This is a genomic window from Hymenobacter sp. (assembly GCF_036387835.1).
In the GTDB taxonomy this organism is placed as follows: domain Bacteria; phylum Bacteroidota; class Bacteroidia; order Cytophagales; family Hymenobacteraceae; genus Hymenobacter.
The window spans coordinates 1-20,705 of the sequence record NZ_DASVSY010000038.1 but is presented as its reverse complement, the minus strand read 5'-3'; the positions used below and the strand labels follow the sequence as shown (position 1 = coordinate 20,705).

At 54.6% G+C, this 20,705-nt stretch carries 5 protein-coding genes and 2 rRNA genes; 5 read left to right on the top strand and 2 right to left on the bottom strand.

The features are described 5' to 3' along the window. Window positions 1-572, top strand: a 23S ribosomal RNA gene (locus tag VF639_RS07565); the annotation flags it as partial. Between the two features lie 91 nt (window positions 573-663). Then, window positions 664-775 (top strand): 5S ribosomal RNA (gene rrf, locus VF639_RS07560). Window positions 776-1,297: 522 nt separating this feature from the next. On the opposite strand, the gene tamL is transcribed toward rrf, so the two are convergent. Beyond that, window positions 1,298-3,718: a translocation and assembly module lipoprotein TamL gene (gene tamL / locus VF639_RS07555; RefSeq protein ID WP_331145289.1), complete on the bottom strand. Its 2,421-nt coding sequence runs from the start codon at window positions 3,716-3,718 to the stop codon at window positions 1,298-1,300. 71 nt (window positions 3,719-3,789) lie between these two features. Beyond that, window positions 3,790-8,985: a translocation/assembly module TamB domain-containing protein gene (locus tag VF639_RS07550; RefSeq protein ID WP_331145288.1), complete on the bottom strand. Its 5,196-nt coding sequence runs from the start codon at window positions 8,983-8,985 to the stop codon at window positions 3,790-3,792. Window positions 8,986-9,169: 184 nt separating this feature from the next. Here VF639_RS07550 and VF639_RS07545 point away from each other — a divergent pair, with 184 nt between their 5' ends. The 3 genes from VF639_RS07545 to VF639_RS07535 all read left to right on the top strand — a co-directional run. Continuing rightward, window positions 9,170-11,896 (top strand): 4-alpha-glucanotransferase, encoded by a 2,727-nt coding sequence (locus VF639_RS07545; RefSeq protein WP_331145287.1) that lies wholly within the window; start codon window positions 9,170-9,172, stop codon window positions 11,894-11,896. A gap of 397 nt (window positions 11,897-12,293) precedes the next feature. Continuing rightward, on the top strand, window positions 12,294-16,823 hold the full coding sequence (locus tag VF639_RS07540) for a NosD domain-containing protein (protein ID WP_331145286.1): 4,530 nt from the start codon (window positions 12,294-12,296) through the stop codon (window positions 16,821-16,823). A gap of 510 nt (window positions 16,824-17,333) precedes the next feature. Continuing rightward, on the top strand, window positions 17,334-20,705 hold a 3,372-nt coding region (locus VF639_RS07535; RefSeq protein WP_331145285.1), incomplete at its 3' end, for a beta strand repeat-containing protein.

Sequence of the window (20,705 nt, the reverse complement as noted above, 5' to 3'; positions counted from 1 at the left end):
GGAGTGCAATAGCATAAGCTTGCTTGACTGTGAGGCAGACAAGCCGAGCAGGGTCGAAAGACGGATATAGTGATCCGGTGGTTCTGCATGGAAGGGCCATCGCTCAAAGGATAAAAGGTACGCTGGGGATAACAGGCTGATCTCCCCCAAGAGCTCATATCGACGGGGAGGTTTGGCACCTCGATGTCGGCTCGTCACGTCCTGGGGCTGGAGAAGGTCCCAAGGGTTCGGCTGTTCGCCGATTAAAGTGGCACGCGAGCTGGGTTCAGAACGTCGTGAGACAGTTCGGTCCCTATCTGTGGTGGGCGTGGGAGATTTGACAGGACCTGCCTTTAGTACGAGAGGACCGAGGTGGACAAGCCGCTCGTGTACCGGTTGTGGCGCCCGCTGCAGCGCCGGGTAGCGACGCTTGGATGAGATAAGCGCTGAAAGCATCTAAGTGCGAAACTCACCTGAAGATGAGATCTCCGATATAGGAAGGCTCGTGGGAGATGACCACGTCGATAGGCGGGAAGTGTAGAGGCCGGAATGCCACAGCTGACCCGTACTAATGAGCCGAACGCTTCTAATAGAACACCCTACACCCGCTTTCTTTTTCTCGCTCGTCCTTGTGTCAATGATATGGGCTGCTGTCAAGCTAGTAAGCGACAGCAGCACACCAGTAATGGTGGCTTTAGCCCGGGTGTTCACCTCTTCCCATTCCGAACAGAGTCGTTAAGCCCCGGAGCGCCTATGGTACTGCCTTCATCGGTGGGAGAGTCGGTCGCCGCCAACCTTACTGTACACGAACCGCCCCTCCGGCTCTCTGCCGTCGAGGGGCGGCTTAGTTTCTAAGCCGAGCGCATACAGAGGCGCCTACGCAGCCAGAGAGCTGGTTCCGATGAACCAGCCCTCTGGCTGCTTTTTTGTTTTTAAGCGGGTGCGCCAGGATCCACGACTTCAACCAGGGAGTTGGGGGTGAGATACGCTTGGGGCAGCGCTACCAATTACGTTGCATCAACTCTATTGACTTCCTGCATGGAGGCAGGCTTATGTTGACTCTACTTCACTTGGTGTCGAACAAACTATTAATAGCCGTTATACTTTAGGTTTATGAGTGACCATATATTTTCATGGGGCGCCTTTAGAATCGGTCACTAGTAACTTATCATCTTTAGTAAGCAATCAGAGAAAAGAGCGAGGCTCAAGCTATGTAGCTTGAGCCTCGCTCTTTTCTGTTGTGTCTGTCCTTGTCTCAGCTACCTATGTGTGGGTATGCTTGACAGAGTAGATCGATCAAGCATTAGCAAGCAATAAATTAAAAGGGGTATCCTATAGCTATGTTTAACTTAATAGCTTTATAGCCAGTATCGTTAGCGGGAATCACACTGGTTGGCGTCGTAATAGTTGTGTTATCGTATGGATAGATCAATGGGTAAGCAGCGTCAAGACGGATGACGAAGAACTGTACGTCGATGCGAATGCCAGCGCCAGCACCCACAGCCATCTGCTGCAGGAAGGTTTTGAATTGAAATTGGCCGTTTTGGCCATCAGGGTTGCCATCGGAGTTATAAGTAGCGCGGCTAGGGTCAGCATTTACCAACCAAATATTGCCAGCATCTACAAACAAGGCACCCTTCACATACGGAAACAAGTCCTGACGATATTCTACGTTGGCTTCTAGGCGTATATCACCTACTTGGTCGTAGAAGCCACTATTGGCGTCGCGCTGCGCTTGGGTAGGACGGTAGGTTCCAGGGCCTATGCCACGCGCATTGAAGGCCCGGACACTGTTGGGGCCCCCAATACCGTATTGCTTGAGGTAGGGGAGGACGTTGGAGTTCAGATAGGGCATACCGACACCAACAAGCAGTCGAGTGGCAATCTTGTTGCCGCTGGTTGGATTATCGGAAATACGGTAGTAGTTGCGAACTTCTAAATCGACCTTGGTATACTGCGAATATTCCTGGCCAAATAGCGCGTACGCGCCGTTCTCCGTTTTCGAGGAGCCGCTGAGATTTTGGAGCAAGTAGGCCAAGTTCCCTGACAAGTCGAGGCCACCACTGAAGTAGAATTGGTTGCGACGCTGCTCTAAGGATTGTTGGTTGTAGGTGTATTGATAACTACTGCCTAGAATGAATTGCTGCCGAAAGCTATTTGCCAAAAAGGGCCTGTCCTGGAGCAATTCCGTGAATATTTGCTCTTGCTTACTTAGTCTGAGATATTGTAAATCGATAGGTTGGAGACGTTGCTCATTGGTAACCTTGGTCTTCCAACTGTAACCGTAACCTAGATTGAAGATGTCTTCCTGAAAGTATTTGGTGCGCAACACATACTTGTAGCCTGCTTTAAAGAAGGTACGAGGCTGAAAGTCGGAGTTGCGTAAGCGGATATCAAAAGGCGGTGTGATGAGGCGGGGAACGAGTAGTTGCGCATCAAGGCCATATTGCGTAGAGGTAACGCCTGACAAAGCGCCCTGACCTGTTTCGGCCGATGCGCTGGCATTTATGAGCAGCTGCTCTGCACCGCGTAGTGCCGACCTGTTTCGAAACTGTAATACCAGTGAGGGTCCGGAGAAAATGTTGGACGTATTCATCTGGAGTTCAGCGCGCAGAGACTTTTTAGGCACCTGCGTCATGCGTACGAAGGCATTCAGGTGACCATAACCAGCAGAGTCGGCAACATTACGGGCAGGCCGGAATCGGATATCAACGTACTTGAATGTGCCCAAACTCATAAGCCGGCTTAGAGTCTGGTCGGAGCGACGCCGACGGTAAAGACTGTCGGGGTAGAGAAACGTAGCGTTGGTAATGGCTCTGGCTCTGAAAACCTGTTCATCAGGAAAGTAGCGGTAGCCTCGATAGAGGATAGGAGTGCGACCAGCGGATGCCGTATCGGAAAGCGAATAATCGGTGTTGAGCGTAACACGATTCAGGACGTAAGGGCGAACAGCACGATCCTGGATGCTGTTTTTGACCGTTACATAAATGTTTACTTGGTTGTTGAGCGTGCTATCTACTTGGAAAAGAATGTTATCGGGAGAGAAGTAGTAGTAGCCTTGATTCTTAAGAATGCCGTCAATGCGCACTCGCTCATTGGTTAGAGTCTGAAGATTGTACGGGTCCCCCACTTTCAGTAGTGAACCGGCTTTGGTAGCCTGAATAGCCCGGTCGACGAGCGTGTCGCGGCTCGGAAACTGCACTTCCTTGATGCGGTAGGGCTTGCCAACTTTGGCAGTATAGTCGACGGAGGCCGCTTGGTCTTTTATTTCAACCTTGGCGTGTACAGCAGACTTGAAATAGCCACTGTTGCTGAGCCGGTTAACCATCAGTCCTTTCACTCGTTGGGTGTCCACCTCACTTAGCAGCACCGGCTTTTCGCCGTATTTGTCGGCTATCCATTTGCCGATTCCTTTGGTCTTGCCTTCGCCAAGATGCCAGAAGTAAAGCTTCGGTCGCTGCCCCAGAAACGAGCTATTCGGCTTAGGAGCAATAACACCCTCTAGCTCGGTAGTGAGAAGACTTTCGTTTGGAATAGGACTGTCTGACTTCAGCTTCACGGTGCTGCCCGTATATAGCTTGGAGCCTTCGGGGATATACTTGGTACCTGAACACGATACCGCTGTTAGCAGGATAACCAGAGCCGCCCAACGCCCAAGCTTATCCTTCCGGCTCCTTACTTTAGAAGCAGAAGAATAAGCCAGACTATTCTTGACTGGACGAGGAGCACTAGTGAGCATATGCAAGAGGTGTTGTTGTTAAGCTTCTGAAAAACTGCTGACGCGGCACTGGAAAAGCGCCGTCAATCAGCCTAGCGGCCGGAAGTAGTGGCGCGTTGGGCTGTCCGGAGAGAGTCTCGGCGGGGAGCAGTGGTGATGACATTCGAGGAATCGGGATTGACTTTCCGCTCACGGCGGTTACGACGGCGCGTATCCTTCACTTCCTCCTTCACTTGCTTATCGAGCCCTTTGAAAAGGTCCGCTAAACTCTGGTAGTCGCGCTGAAAAATCAGGGAGACGCCGTTCCGAATGTATTGGCCATCGATGTCGGCATAGGCGTTGTTACGGAAGGCCCGGAGACGGATACGGCCGTTGGCCAGTACGTTATACTCGATGCTTACGTCGCCGGCAAAGCTGCTGACGCCTTGTTGTCCCTGGGAAGTTTGGTTGCCTCCGCCTGCCAGGGGTACGTCGGTGCCTAGGCGTACGCTAACCCGGTCGTTGAAAAGCTGTCGGCGTACGGCTACGTTCAAGTCGGTGCGGGTCTTCTCCGAGCCACTCGAAAAATCGGCGGAAGAGTTTACCCCTAGTTCCACGCCTAGGTTGGACAGGTAGCTGCCCGTAAGATTATTGAGCTGCTGAGTGAGAACCTGGCTGGCACTGCCACGCAACTGGTCGGCAACAATACTGCCGCTGCTGCTTTGAAACGGGTCGCTGGCCAGGAAGCGGTTAAGAACCAGCAGCGAGAAGACCTGCTTGTTGAGTTCCGACGATTCGCTGGGTTGGCGCAATTGCGCTAAGCGGGCCTCAATCTCGTCGCGGCTTAGCACGTTACTGTTTTCTGGAAGCTTGATATCAAAGCCAATGGTTGGCTTGAGAAGCTCACCCGTGACGTTCAAGTACACCTGAAAAGGCGTGGCATTACGCAAGCGCGGATCATCGTTGGTAGGACCCTGGGAGGCCAGTAATTCGGCAGGAGCCGCTTTCACGTTGTAGATGGCCGCTATGCTCATTTGCGCATTGTACGGGTCGCCAGACCAAACGAGGTAGCTGCCTTGCCCGATAGTGAATTCGCGCGAAGCCAAGTTGTAGAGCGACATGTAGTAGCTGCCTTCGGCCACTTCCAAGCGCCCGGCCAGAGTGATGGAGCCGGCTGCATCGATAGTAGTATTGAGCGTGCCGTTGGCCCGTACTTTCAGGTTGTCGCCGGAAAGCGGATCGATAATGACAGTAAACTGGCTTTTATCGTTGACCGTGATACGGGCTGAAATGTCGTAGCCGGAAGCCGTTTTGGCAGTATCTACAGCTACCTGACGAGCCAGCATGGTATCAATAGGGGCGCTTTTATCGACCCACTCCACAATCCCGTCCGTCTCCACTAAGCCCGCTTCGTCGTTGGGGGTGACAACGGTAAGGGTCGACCCGTTCTCAACAACGGCGCGGGTGTTAATGACCGGTAGGGCCAGATTGCCACTGATGCGCGTATCCGAATCGACAATTAGCTTACCGTAGAAAAGTGGATTGTCGCGGGCAGTGCTTTGGATAGCTACAAAGTCTTCGGTAGTGGCGTTGAGGTTGAAGCGGTAGTCATCCACATAATTCTGGGTGAGTACCCGTCCATCTACTACTGCCTTATTACCCAAGGAATCCAGCACGGTAAAGTTGTCGAAGCGCAGGCCTTGGTTGTCGAAATTGATGGCCTGGCTTTGCATGCGGAACGGGGCGCCTAGCTGAGTAAGCGTGAATCCAGCATCGGCCGTGGTGGTCAGGGTGCCGTTGATGCGAGGCTGGCTGACGGTACCATTCACGGTGAGGTTGCCGGTGATGCCACCAACGGTTTCTTGTAGCTGACCAAGTGAGAAAGGCTCGGCTATCTTTAAGTCGAACCGATTGACGTTGATGGCAAACTGAATGGGGCTCGGTGGCGTGGCCAGGTAGTAGCCAACCGCCTGCACATCCATGCCCTGCTGGTTAGTGAGGCGCACATCAACGTTGTAGCGGTCTGGATTAGGGTTAGTCGCCTTCAGATTGATGTCACCTAGCACCGATTTGTTGAAGGCAAAGCCCGTGAGAGCCGCGTCTGCCGTAAAGGCCTGCCGTGGTTGCCCAAGGCTGAATGCTACAGCTTGGCCGTTGAGCGTACCAGCTACGAGCGAGTCTTGCAACCCGGCCGCGTGAGCTAGGGCGTTGATTTCCAGATTACCCAAATTCACCTGGAGGGGATACTGTGCACCCGGTAAAGTTTGCAGCGTCAGGAATCGGTCGTTGCGCCGAATGTCCACATTCTGGGCGAAGATGGCACCGGTGGCCGTGGTGTAGCGCAGTTCGTTGCCGGGCGTTACAGACCATTCCACCCCGTCCAGCATTAATTTCGGGTCGAAACTAAAGGCGTAAGCATCGCCGCCGCGTAGCACTCGCAACACACCAGCGAGGTTCAGTCGCTCGGCACTATCAGATTCGGCAATGCGCAGGCGAGTACCCACCTGGTTGTTCTGGATGCTGCCCGCCAGCGTGGGGTTTGGAATGCGCAACGTGGTGTCTTGGCTGATCTGGCGCAAGCCTAGCGCATAGTCTAGTTTCTGAGGGTCGGAGCTAACATCGAGCTTCAAAGAATCCAGAGCGAAGCCGAGGTACACAATTCGTTGGATGCGGCTGTTGAGGCGCAGGTTAGCTTCGCGGCTGTCGTAAGAACCGGTCAGCTTGAAGGGGGTGAGCTGCTTGAGGTCGGGCACCAGCTTCTGCACTAGCTGCGTGTTCTTCACGTTGGCATCGAAGCTGAACTGCCGATACGCTGCTGAGGGCCGGAACTGCACACCCGGCAAATCGAAGTAACGGTCGATATGAGTCTGCAATACAGTAGCTAAGTCGCCAAGGGCGGTGTTGCCTTGCAGGTTGAAGTCGGCAATATTGGAGTTGAAGGCTACTTCGGTGCGGCCAGGCCGCTGCACAATGCGGCCACTAACTGAGTCGAGGGCAATGGGCTGGTTGTCGCGCACCACCACAATGTTGCGGCCCGAGAAGGTACCGTTGATAGAGTTGGCGTCGGCACCACTCAGGTTGGCTGTAAGGTCGCCTTGCACGCGCAGGTCGCCGCCGGTGTAGAAGCCAAGGGCCGTGAGGTTAGCACCGCGCAGGTTGAGGCGCTGCACCTCGTAGCTCGGGTTGTTGGCGTTGCGCAGGTTGATGGTGGCCAGCAAATCCAGGTTGAGGTTGGGGTCTTGGCGGCTGCGGGCATCCACCACGTAGCGGTTTCGGTCGATACCTACATTGGCCGTGATGCCGCGGTAGGTGTAGCCGTTGTAGGTGGCATTGCGCACGTTGGCTACCAACTGCCCGCGCAACAGGTTGGGGTCGAGGCCCCCGCGGCCGGCGAGGCGGCCATCGGCTGTGATGCGCCCAATGGTGGGGTCGCGCAGCACTTTGCCCACGTCGAAGCCCTGCACGCTGAAGGTGGCATTAATGGGCTCCTGACCTTTCGGACCGGCGCCCAAATTCACCTTAGCCGTCGCGTTGCCGAAGCTGGTGGTAGCTCGCAAGTTGGTGTCGAACAGCAGGGCGGTTGGTCGGCCTCGGAAGGTGCCGGCTACGTTGATGCGCGGCGGCAGTTGGAAGTCAGGCGGGATGGTTCCTTTGGGCACCAGGCTGTTGATGTCGGCCGAGGTGGTGGTGAACTGCTGAATGTTGAAGTCGGTGAAGAGGCGCTGGTCGGTTTCGGGCAAGCCCTGAATCCGGCCGCTGGCCCGCACGATGGTATTGCGGAAGCCCACAAAGTCCAGGTCGCGGATGCGCAAGTCGCCTACGCGGCCACTCACGCGCCCGCTCACCAGCACCGACTGGTTGGGGCCGGTATTGAAGGGTGGGGTAGTGGCCAAGTCGGGCGCCAAGTACAGGATGTCACGGAAGCCGATGCGCACCTCGCGCAAGTCGCCTTCAATGCCGAGGTTAGGTAGTTGCTTGGTATCCGACAGGGCGTCGAGGCTGGCGTAGCGCATGCCGAGCGTTTGGCGGATGCGGGTGTGCGGCGTAATCAGGTCGAGGTTGGTCAGTCGGGTCTGCACCGAATCGAATACCACATCGGCTTTGGCAGAAGTGATCTGGAAGCCGCTCTGGTCTTTGCCCGCTAGCTGCGTGATGCGGCCGGTGGTGCTGTTTTCGGAGTAGCGCAGGTTCTCAAGGTTGAGGGTGAGGTCGGTGAACTTGAGGTGGTTGTAGTCGAGGGCCGGCACCCGGGTGCGCTGGCGGGGCTCGTCGAAGTTATCGAAGGCCACATCTACGCTGGTAATGTCGGAGCGCTTCAGCGTTACCACCCAACTAGCTTCCTCGCCGGTGGCTGTTTCCACGGCGTCGTTGAGGTTGCGCACGGCTTCGGCCGGATTAACGACGCGCTTCTCCGTTGGTACGCTTTCGTTTTGCGCGTAGGCGATGCTGGTGTTGCGCAGTTGAATTGTGTTCAAATCAACCCGCGAATTAATCAGATCGATGTTGTCGGCCGTGATGTCGGCCTCGCCGACGCGGGTACTTATAAACTGCGCCGAGGGAGAATTCCGATAAACCAGACTAACATTGGCAAGCGTAGCCTTGTTGAGGCCCAAGGTTAAATCCAGCGGTTCGGAGACGGCCGTGTCGGGCGGGGCCGCCTTGCTCTGCGTCATGCTGATGCTGGTATTGCGCAAGGCCGCTTGGTCTATCCTATAGATAGATTGGTCTACGTCGACAGCGTCCATGTTCACGGCCAACTCCCCTAGTTTGGTGTTCACGTCGAGACCTTCCACCTGGTCGTTGTACGTAAGATGAATCCGGGTCAGGCGCAGGTCGCCGATGTTGTATTTGAAGCCGGAACCCGTGGTATCGGCCGGCGTGGTCGTAGTGGTGTCGCCCGCGGCGAAGGCATCGACAATAAAGTCGTAGTTGGAAACGCTGTCGGGCTCGGTGCGGCTGATAGCCAGCCGGCCATCGTTTAATTCAAACGACTTCAGGTTGATTTCCGACTTGGTGAGGGCCCAAATATCGATGTCGGCTCCTAGGTGTCCCACCGAGAGTAAGGTGTCACCTTTCTGATCTTCAATGTAAACGCCGTCTAAGTTGAGGGCGTGTTTGAAGTCGGTGCGGAACTTGCCAATGCGTACTTCCGTGCCAATTTTGTCTTGCAGGTAGGTAGCGGCCTTGCGTGCGACATAATCTTGCGTAGAAGGGAACTGCAACGCTACTACTAGCCCAACAACGAGCAGTAAAACGAAGCCAACAAGCCCGAGAACAACATAGAGAGTACGGCGAAGGTAAGTAGGCACAGGATTGATAATCAGACGGAGTGGCGGTTTACTCTAACCAAACGCAGAAAGCGGGCCGCGGGTTGGAGCCCAGTGGTGCAGGTGGCTGCCTAACGCTTTGTAACAGGGTCTGTAGTACGTTGCCCCTCGACTAATACTGATACTACCTATCTTTCGTCTTCACCCCCATTCCCCTTCCCCATCCATGATTCTGCGTTTTTCCTTGCCTTTTCGCACTGCTTGGGGCCAGCAGCTGATGGTATGCGGTTCCGAAACCAGCTTAGGCCAGTGGAACCTCGACCAGGCGCTGCCCCTGCAATATCATCTTGATTCTGGTATCTGGAGCCAGGAAATCAGCGTCCCCGACGAACAGCCCGGCACCATTGAGTACCACTACGTGCTGGTTGACGAGCGGGACAACAGCCGGCAGTCAGAGTGGGGCGCCCACCGAAACGTTGCCTACGACGGCCGACAGTTTTCCCGGCTCGTGCTCGAAGACTTCTGGCGGGCGCCCGCTGAACCAGAAAACGAACTGTTCACGGCGGCTTTCACGAAAGCGTTGTTTCAGCGCCCCGTTGAAACCAGCAAGCCTGCCCCAACGGCCCGAATAGCTGATTCGGTAGTGCGTTTTCAGCTCGCGGCCCCACGCGTCGAGCCAGGTCAACAAGTATGCGTGCTTGGCTTCGATGCCGCCGTGGGCGCCTGGGACGGCCGCAAAGCCTTGGTATTGACCGATGCCGCGTATCCAATCTGGTCTGTCGAGGTAGCGCTGGAGCAGCCCGAGCTGCCGCTTCGTTATAAGTATGGTATCTGGGACCCGCAGGAAAAGCGAGTAGTGCAGCTAGAGTCGGGCGACGACCGGGTGCTGGAACCGACCACCGACCGCCGGACCTTGCGGGTGCGCGCCGACGACAAGTTTGGGTACCTTAACACCTGGCGCGGTGCCGGGGTGGCCCTGCCCGTGTTTGCGCTGCGCAGCCAGCGCGGCTTAGGCGTAGGCGAGTTCCCGGACCTGAAGCTGCTGGTGGATTGGGCCGTAAGCACTGGCTTGAAGCTGGTGCAGATTCTGCCCATCAACGACACCGTGGCCACCCACACCTGGGTCGATTCGTACCCGTACGCCGCCATTTCGGTGTTCGCGCTGCACCCGCAGTATCTCAACCTCGATGCCGTAGCGCCCCTGCAAGACGCGGCGGCGCAGCAGGAACTGGAGGCCTTACGGAAAGAGTTGAATGGCCTCGACTTCGTGGATTACGAGCCGGTGATGAACGCCAAGTGGAAGTTTATCAAGCAGCTCTACCAACAAGAGAAAGCTAAGTTTCTGGCCGATCCTGATTTCCGGGCCTATTATAATGAGCAACGCGCGTGGCTGGCACCGTACGCCGCCTTCTCGGCGTTGCGCGACCGGTTTGGTACAGCCGATTTCCAGTTGTGGCCCGAAGAATACCGCACGCCCACGCTGGTAGACGAGCTAACGCGGGAAGATGCCCCCGACTTCGACGAGGTTGGGGTGCACTTCTTCACCCAGTTCCACCTCGACCAGCAGCTGCGCGAGGCCGTAACCTATGCCCGCCAGCACGGCGTGGTGCTTAAAGGCGACTTGCCCATTGGCATCTACCGGCACTCCGTGGACGCCTGGACCCAGCCCGAACTGTACCACATGCATCAGCAGGCCGGCGCCCCACCCGACGACTTCTCGACCACCGGCCAGAACTGGCGCTTCCCTACCTACAACTGGGAACGGATGGCCGAAGATGGCTATGCCTGGTGGAAGCAGCGCATGGGCCAGCTCGCCCGCTACTTCGACGCCCTGCGCATCGACCATATCCTGGGGTTCTTCCGCATCTGGGAGATTCCCGGGCACTCGGTGGAAGGACTGCTGGGGCACTTCTCGCCGGCGCTGCCTCTTTCGCAGCAGGAGATCGAGCAGCGGCTAGGCTGGTTCAACCACAGCCGTTTGTGCGAGCCGTACATCCGCTGGCGCCTGGTGCAGAACATCTTCCACGGGCAAGCCCAAGCCGTGTTCGATGAGTTCATGGAGGAAATCAGCAGAGAAGGCGACATTCGGCTGAAAAAGCACGTGCGCACGCAGCGCCAGGTGGAAGCAGTCTTCGAGGCGAAAACCGCCGAAGATCCTGCTAATGCCGACCATTACAAGTGGCTGCGTACAGGGCTTTATCAGCTCATCAACGAGGTGCTGTTCGTGCCCGACGACCTGCGGCCCGGCCACTATCACCCGCGTATTACGCTGCACAAGAGCATTTCGTATGCCGAGCTAGACGAGGAGTCGCGCCGGCGTTTGTACCACGACATCTACGTCGATTTCTTCTACCACCGCCACGAAGGCTTCTGGCGCGAGCAGGGCTTGGTGAAGCTGCCCCCCGTGCGCTATGCTACCAATATGCTAATTTGTGGCGAAGACTTGGGTATGGTGCCCGAGTCGGTGCCGGGCGTGATGAAGGCACTAGGCATCCTGGGCCTCAATATCCAGCGTATGCCTTCCAACCCGAATACCGAGTTTGGCCACCCCAACGATGCGCCTTATTTGTCGGTGGTAAGTCCGGGCTCTCATGACATGAGCACGCTCCGCGGCTGGTGGGAAGAGGACCGGGTGAAAACGCAGCATTTCTTCGAAACCATGTTGGGCCACCAGGGCGAGCACGCGCCTTACTACTGCGAACCTTGGGTAGCGCGCGAAATCATAGTGCAACATCTTCATTCGCCAGCTATGTGGGCCATCTTCCCGCTCCAGGATTTGCTGGCTCTGAATGCCGAGTTGCGCCGGCCTGATCCACACGACGAGCAGATTAACGTTCCGGCCAACCCGCAGCATTTCTGGAAATATCGGCTGCACTCACCGTTGGAAACATTGATAGAAAATATTTCATTTAACAAAGAAGTTTTTTCTGTGGTAAAGGGAAGCGGAAGGTGAAAAGTAACGAGATAAGCGCTGGCTAAAGCTCAACACTAAAAAAAGCCTTGCTACTACAGCAGGGCTTTTTTACTTTCTCATATTGAGACAAATCCGGAGGACCATCTTACCACGTAAGGTGAAAAGTCTTGGCTAAAAGTCTTTAGCAGCAACTATTGCAATTCTAGAAATGAAAAGCAAGCTATCCTCATAATAGGATCATTCGGCGAGGATGTAACTATGCTGGTCGAGAAGCTCAACTATGTCGACACCTATTAAGATACTTTTGATACGACGTTTGACGGTTGGCTGGTCGTCAATCGCCTAATGCGTCACTCGTTAATTTGTAATTTTTTATAATATTTCTCATAACATAATGAACTTACCTTTACGAGCTTTTCTTTTTCTGTTCTTGGCATTGCCTGCTGCTGCACAAGTTGGGAAAGGACCACAGACAATACAGAATGGCACATTCAGCAAGCACCCGGAAGTAAACTCAACTACTTACACTATTGCTGCTGGTACCGACTTAGGTAACTGGACTAGTGATCTGGCATATTCTAATACGGATGCCCTACCTACCATTGACGGTCAAATTGCTATTCAGATAGGTACCTCGAGTACTACTACGCTCTCGCAGCTTGCGTTTCCGGGCGATGTGCCCAACAATGTGCCTGCTTCCAGCACTTGGCTCTACATGCGAGGCAACAATGCCAACACCAGTACCCAGAGCTTTTGGGAGCAAAACGTAACTGTGCGGCCGGGAGCTACTTACACCTTTTTTTGCTACGCCTCCAACGCCTTAAACGCGGGCAGTACTACCACGAATGCGCCTATTCTGCAGTTTATGGTAAATGGGGTGCAGGTAGGAGCTACGAGTGCAATACCAGCCGAAACTACGGGCGGCGACAAATGGACTCGTTATGCCGTTAGCTACACGGCGCCGGCTAACACCACGGCCGTAAGCTTGGCCCTGCGCAACATACAAACAGTTGGTACAACCGGCAACGAGCTGGCCGTTACCAGTATCTCGTTCCGGGCCGACAACCCGGGCACCGTGAACATGCCTTACAACTGCGACGGCAGATTCTACCAGATTCGGCAAGTGATTCCCTCTACTGGCCTCAGAACCAATTCAACGCGCTTGTACAGCGTGAACCGGGCGGCTACTGGCACCGGCTACAGCACAACTGAGCTGCGGGACCTAGGCGCTTCGCTGAATGCCCTAGGCTACAATCCTGGCACGGCGCTCAATTTTGCTCTCACTTACATATCAAACGAAGTGGGAAGCAATACGGCTGGTGGCGACCGGGTGAACGAGTACAACGACCCGATTGAGCTGTATCGGATTGATATCAACGGGGATATAGTCTCACAGGGTATGGTCGCCAATTTGCCGGTGAAGCAGTGGGCCGGTGGCGCCGTCGACCGGGCAGGCAACTACTACGTGGTAAGCCAAGAGCTGGATGCCCCGCAGCTGTGGCGCATCAACGTGAGTGGCAACCCGCCGTATTCGGCAACCCGCATGGCTTTGATGAACGCGCCTGCTGCCGGCAACGGCTTTGCCATGTACGATCTGGCCTTCAACCCCAAAGACGGTAACCTGTACGGGGCCGGGTTTTTGAACACGGCTTACAAGCTCGTTATCAACAACACCAACAATACGGCCACGGTTACGTCGCTGAATCCGTCGTTTACCAACGTAACGCAAGTCAATAACGACTATGCGCTGGGGTCGTTGCTGTTCGACCTGACGGGCACCTTATACGGCTACCGCAATGGGGGACAGTTTTATATTATCGATACCACCACGGGCCAGGCCACCAGTCTTTCTACCGTAGACCGAGCCGCCAACAGCGACGGTGGCAGCTGCGTTACGCCCGACCAAAGCCTTGATGTAGTGAAGCAGGTAACGGCCATAGCGGCCACCAGTACCCTGAATCAGTACACGGTTGACTTCCGGCTGCAGATAAGCAATAATGGCACCGTTACCGATCCTAACGTACAAGTATCGGACTTGCTATGGGGTGGTAACACCACCGCAAACGCCAACACTACTTTCTCTGGTGCTAGTAGTGTTGTAGTATCCAATCTGAGAGTAACCAATGTTGGAGCCGCCAGCTTAGCGCCTAACAACTCCTTCAGCGGGCTATCGGGGCAGGCCGGTCTGCTTACAGGCAATCAGTCTTTGGCGGCTGGCCAGAGGGCAACTATCGAGTTCCGCGCTACTGTAACGTTCCCAGGGGCTCAAACGGCAGTGCAAAACAATACGGCTTTTGCAACCACCACCGTTTCGCCTTCAACTGGCTATTATCTGGTAGGCTCGGTGCTGGTGCCACCAGCCGAGCTATACGCCCAGGACGCTTCAACCAACAGCGCAACGCTACCAACAACCCGAAACGCCGATGTACCTTCGCCTTCTCCCATCGCGTATCCGCCCGCTATTGCCGGTAATGTATTCGAAGATGTCAACTACGGTGGGGGCCTGGGCCGTAGCTTGCTCGGTAGTGGAGGAGTAGGAGTAAACTCGGTCCGGGTGGAGCTTTATAAAGCATCGGACCGCAGCTTTATAACTGCTGTAAACACCGACGCTAATGGTTTCTATTTGTTTGATGACAAAGTCATCGACCTCAATACCAATTATTTGGTGCGCGTGGTAAATAACAGCGTGCGCAGTACCCGTCCTGGCAGCACCAACAGCCTATTGCCAGTACAGACCTTCCGCACCGACGCTACGGGCGCCAGCGGTCCGGTTAGCTTAACAGACAGAGTAGGGGGCGAGCAGCCTAATGAAGCCGACTACGATCGGTTTACGAGGGGTACTTTGCCGGTTTCGGGGGCCAGTGCTACCGAGGAGGTGCAATCAGTAACGCAGGTGAATATTGGCCCTTCAGGACCGGGTTTAGGCGTGGACTTTGGCTTTAATTTTGATTTGGTAGTGAACACCAACAACGCCGGCCAGGGTTCGTTGCGGTCATTTATCGATAATGCCAACGCGCTAACCAACGCCGGATTAAGCCAGGCCGGACGTACAGCAGGAAGAGAATATGCCTTGTTTATGATGAACGACGGCCGCGCAGCCGGTACTGCTCCGGCTGGATTGCGCCTGGGCATGACGGCTCCCACAGGCTACAACTTCACTACCAAGGAGTATACTATCACGCTGAGCACCGCCCTGCCCACTATCACTGCCAGCAACACAGCTATTGATGGCTCTCTCCAAACCGCGGTTACAGGTGATAATGTAGCGGCCAGCGCTGAAGTCACAACGGGACCAGAAGTGGTTATCAATTTCAACAGTGCGGCTGGCCTGCTGATAACGGGAGGTGCTACGCGCATCGAGAACGTAGGTCTTAACAGTGCTCGCGGTACCAGCACCGCCACTCCCAATGGTGTGGCCGCTGAAGGGGCCGGTGTCACCTTTAGCGGAGCGGCCACAACCGGCTCAGTGCTAAATATGGTTACAACTGCCAGCAACACAACGGCTGGTGTGCGGCTTCAAAGTGGTGCTACGGGCGTAACCGTTTCTAACAGCGTACTAAACAACAGCGTGGCGGCAGGAAACACCAACGGCGAAGGATTGGTATTGTCTGGCGCCTCACTCAACACCATTTCCAACAATACTATCTCCAACAACAGCGGTTTTGGCTTGCTGATGGAAAGTGGCCAAACGAACAACGAGAACACCATTACAGCTAATATTCTGCGCGGCAACGGTGGTGGGAGCAATGCCGAGAATGCTGGCGTAGCAATAGGCAGCGGCAACAATAACTTGATCAGCCTGAACACATTCAGTACGAATGCCGGCTCCGCCGTGGTAGCAGCTGCCGGCACCAGCGGCAACCGCATCACCCAGAACAGCATGACGAATAACACCGACCTCGGCATCGACTTGATGGCAACTGGAGCCACTGGTTTAAACGGCGACGGTATAACCCGCAACGACGATACCGATGTCGACACTGGTGCGAATGGGCTGCTCAACTTTCCGGTTATAAGCCAGGCCGTAACGAATGGTGGCAACCTGATTATCACCGGGTACGCTCCGGCCGGTGCTCTGGTGGAGCTGTTCGTGGCCGACGTGCAGGCCGACGGTTTTGGCGAGGGCAGAACCTACCTGACTAGTTGGACGGAAGGATCCGCTCAGGATGGTGACTCCAGAATAGGCGGGTATAGCGGCTTGGTTTCCGGTGTAGACCAAGGCAATGAAAAACGCACTTCCCTCTTTATGTTCTCGATTCCGGTGAGCAGCCTCAGTCCTGCGCAACAAGCTGCTCTCACCGCTTCCGGCGCCCGTCTGACGGTCACTGCCACCTTGCTGACTACCGTAAACGGCTTAGCAGTTGGAAACACTTCCGAGTTTTCGGGTAACATTGCTTTGCTCCAAAACCGGCCGTTGCCTGTCGAGCTGGTCCACTTCAGTGCCGTAGCGCACAACACTACTGCTCAGCTAAGCTGGACCACTGCCTCTGAAAAGAACAATGCACGGTTTGTAGTGGAGCGCAGCCTAACCGGCGAAAAATTCGAGGCTATTGGTACGGTAAACGGGCAGGGGAATAGCGTTGAGAAGCATTCTTATCAATTTGTAGATCAAAGAGCGGCTGCTTCGAAGGTTGTTTACTACCGCCTACGGCAGGAAGATGCGGACGGTACGTACAGCTTCAGCAATGTGCAGGTAGTGCGTTTCGACAATCTCTCCACTGCTGCATCGCCCGTTACAGTATATCCTAACCCAACGACTGCCGATGCTTCGCTCGATTTGCGCGGCTTACCTGCTGGCACCTATCAAATCAGCGTCATAGATCTGACTGGTCGAGTACTATTAAACACTGTAACGGGTACTGATCAAAAAAACTTCCTAGCTACAGCGCACTTGCCACAAGGCGGCTACATAGTTACTATTCTAGGAATGGGACAAAGAAGGAATTTGATGCTGGTTAAGAAGTAGATCGTTCATCTTCTAATACAAAAAGCCTCTATTTAATTGATAGAGGCTTTTTGTATTATAAAAGTCATAGTATTTAATGATTTATTTATTTAAAAATAATTTAATTATTATTATATAAAACAAAATTTTGCAAATAGTAAAACAGCAGTTTTTCAAAATGAGACGAGGTAGTTGTGCTATTAATCAAGGCAGTTTATTTTTTATATTATGCTGATCTATAATGGTTTAAGAATTATTTATTAAATATTTATATCATAGAATCCAAGTTTATTTATAGTTCGTAAAGTGTAGATTAGCTTTGCATCATTCTTATAAATAGGGCTATGAAGCCGACAGGCTTATTAAGTAGTCCGTCCAAATACCAGTATTCACCGAGGTCAGGTTCTTATTCAACGAAAACCTTAGCAAGCTGCTAAAGGCCTAGTGTAGTTTTGAAAATAAGCTCATCAATCACAGGCTCTTAAATCTGTACTCCACTTCAATTTTATTTTCCACCTCTTCTCTCAATCTATGAGAACAACCTTACGATTTGCAGTCTTGCTCCTCGCATGGCTGACATTGTTACGAACGGACGCCTGGGCGCAGGCGTGCGGTACTACAAGCACGGTAGACTATGCCACTGCTACTACAGGCACCCGGAAGGGTTCAACTGAAACGGTAGGCACCACTAACTTCCAGTACAACTACGGTACCGGAGCGAATGGTGATATTGGAGCATTTCAGGTTGGTACTAATGGTACCTTAGGTTCAGCGCAGGTGCTGATCTGGCAGGTAAACGTTGCCGAAGGCACTACCAATGCCGACCAGGTGCAGGTAACACTACAGTTCTCCCGGCCGGTTGCTAACTTTTCAATGAGCTTTATTGACTTTGACGCGGGTACACAAGCCGCGCAAGGCAGTGACTTCATTGATGAGCTTCGCTTTCAGGGTTATCCGACCTTAACCAGCAACACCGAAGTAATTGGCAACCAGGCAACAACAGGCTCGGCCAACACATTTAACGGAACCAATCTCCTTACGGGAACCGCTCCCAGCGCGGCAAACTCAACGGCTGGTAACGCTACGATTCGCTTCACGCAAGCAGTTCAGCGCGTTGTTCTCACCTTCGACAACACCCGAGGTGTAACTGCGGGTAACTCCCGATTGCACACTACGGGCATCAGCAGTGTTTCGTGGTGCCGCGCCGCTCCTGTGGCAAACAGCGTAACCAGCAATACGGTGCTTAGCTCCGTGGGCGCGGTCAGCATCAGCCCACTTAGCTCCACGGTAGATGGCACCGTGCAGTCGTATACGCTGACCTCAGCTCCGAACCCGGCCACGCAGGGAACCCTCTTTTACAATTCAGCGGGCAACACGTATGTGGCCGTTTCGAGCACCCAGGTGCTAACACCAGCGCAGGCAGCTAGCTTGCGCTTTGCGCCGGTTGCGGGTAGTAGTGGTGACGTAACCTTTGGTTATCGGGTAACAGACAATGTGGGTATTCTTTCTGCCAACACCGCTACCTACAGAATACCCGTTAATAACGCACCGTGTACAACGGCTGCCGGTACTCTGAACTACAGCAGTGTTGGCGCCGGACAGGACTGGAAAGCGCGTCCGAACCAACCTATACCAGCAGGCTCGTCATTCACCACTGTAGGAACCAGTGGTTATGACAGCCCTGATGCGAACAGCACTTTGGTAACTGCGGATTTGAACAACACACGAGGTCTGATATGGACCACCGACTATGCTAATACAACTGCGAATACCTCAACTGTTACCTACAATTTCAACCGGGCGGTAAGCAATTTCACTGTCCGGGTATCGGATATCGACCGGGTGGAAGATAATGGTACACTTGGTATTGGTGCCGCTGCGTTTATCGACGAGGTAACCTTTACAGGTGCCAATGGTGGCTCCTCCGTGTTGCCAGGTCTGGCCCCATCTACTCCTTCGACTACCTCGGTGCGTATCAATGGCAACACGGCTACTGGTACTGCCAACGTTGATAACACGACGGATGGAACGGTTATAGCCTATTTTGCGAGTCCTATTACTTCGTTGACGCTAACCTATCGGAACACGTCTACTTTCTTCACGAACCCTACGGACAACGCAATCAGCATAGAGCTGCTGAGCTTTTGCCGCCTGGCACCGGTGGCTAACGACATCACCAACACCAACCGGCTAAGCAGTCAAGGTCAGGCTCCCATCAATAATCTGACTTCAAGTGTAGATGGTACGGCACAATCCTACACTATCAGTGGCCTGAACCCTGCGCAAGGTACTTTCTTCGTAGGCAATACTGTCCTGAACGCAACTAATTTCCCGGGTTTAGTTCTGACGCCTGCGCAAGCCACTCAGCTTGCTTTCTCGCCGGCCACCAACTTCGTGGGTACTGCGGGTTTCACTTACACGGTAACCGATGATGCGGGTGTGCGTGATCTAACCCCCGCAACGTATACCATTCCGGTAACGGCGGCGGCCCCTATTTCCGGGGTTGTATTTGAAGACGTAAACTATGGTGGCGGCAGCGGCCGTAGTCAGTCTGCCAGCAGCGGCGTAGGGCGTGGGGGCGCGACCGTAGAGCTTTACAACGCCAGTGGCGCCCTCGTAGCTACTACTACTACTGCTGCCACAGGCACTGTTGGCGCTTACAACTTTGCCAACGTACCGAGCGGCACCTATCGGGTGCGCGTAGTCAATAGCACTGTAAGCAGCAGCCGCCTCGGCGCCGTGGCAGGCCTGCTCCCCGTGCAGACTTTTAATGGCACTACGAATCGGGTGGGTGGCGAAGCTCCCGAGAGGCAAGATGCCGCGGCCAACTCCGGCATTCAAACCCTCGCCGCCTTAACGGCCGGTACAGCTACGCCTCAGTCACTGGCAACCGTAACCATATCGGATACGGCTCCAGCTGCTATTACCAACGTCGATTTCGGTTTCAACTTCGATGTGGTAGTGAATACCAACAACGCGGGCCAGGGCTCGTTGCGCCAGTTTGTGCTGAACGCGAATGCCCTGGGCGGCGAAGCCTCGCTGGCCCAGAGCGGCTCGCGGGTAAACGCAGCCGGCGCCACCGTAGCTCTACCCACGGGCACGGAAACGAGCATCTTCATGATTCCCTCGGGTGCGGCGGTAGCCGGCCAACTGGCTGGCCTTCCTAGCGGCCTCACCACCAGCACGACCAATGGTATTACCAGCAACGTGGCGAACATCAACATCACGACGGTGCTGCCGAATATTACGGGCGCTAACACCAGCATCGACGGCACCACCCAGACCTTCAACATTGGCAATACCAACAATGTGCCCCTGGGCACGGGTGGCACGGTAGGCACCAGCGGCACGGCCCTGGCGCAGTTCAATGGCCCCGAAGTGCAGGTGAAAGGCGTAAACAATATCAACGGCATCACCATTGCAAACAATACCAACAATACCACCGTGCGTGGCTTGAGCATCTACGGCTTCAACACGAGCATTCTCGGTGGCGTGAATGGCACGGGCACCCGCATTGAGCAGAACGTCATCGGGGCTTCGGCCGTCAGCTTCACCGACCCCGGCGCGGGTATCCGCACGCAGAACGAGGGCATTAACTTGAATGACTCGGACAACGGCTTTGTCACCAACAACCTCATCGGCTTCAATGGCAGCATGGGCATCTGGGTACTAACCAACGGCAACGGCTCCAACGGCAACAGCATCACGGGCAACGAAATCCGGGGCAACGGCCTGTTGCGCAACGCGGGTAATGGCGAGCGCCTGGTATTCGACGGGATAGAGCTGCAAGGCGCCAGCACGAACAACACCGTATCGGGCAACCTGATTACGGCCAACCTCGGCCACGGCATCGACACGTTCGGCAATACCATTGGCGGCAATACCATTACCGGCAACACCATC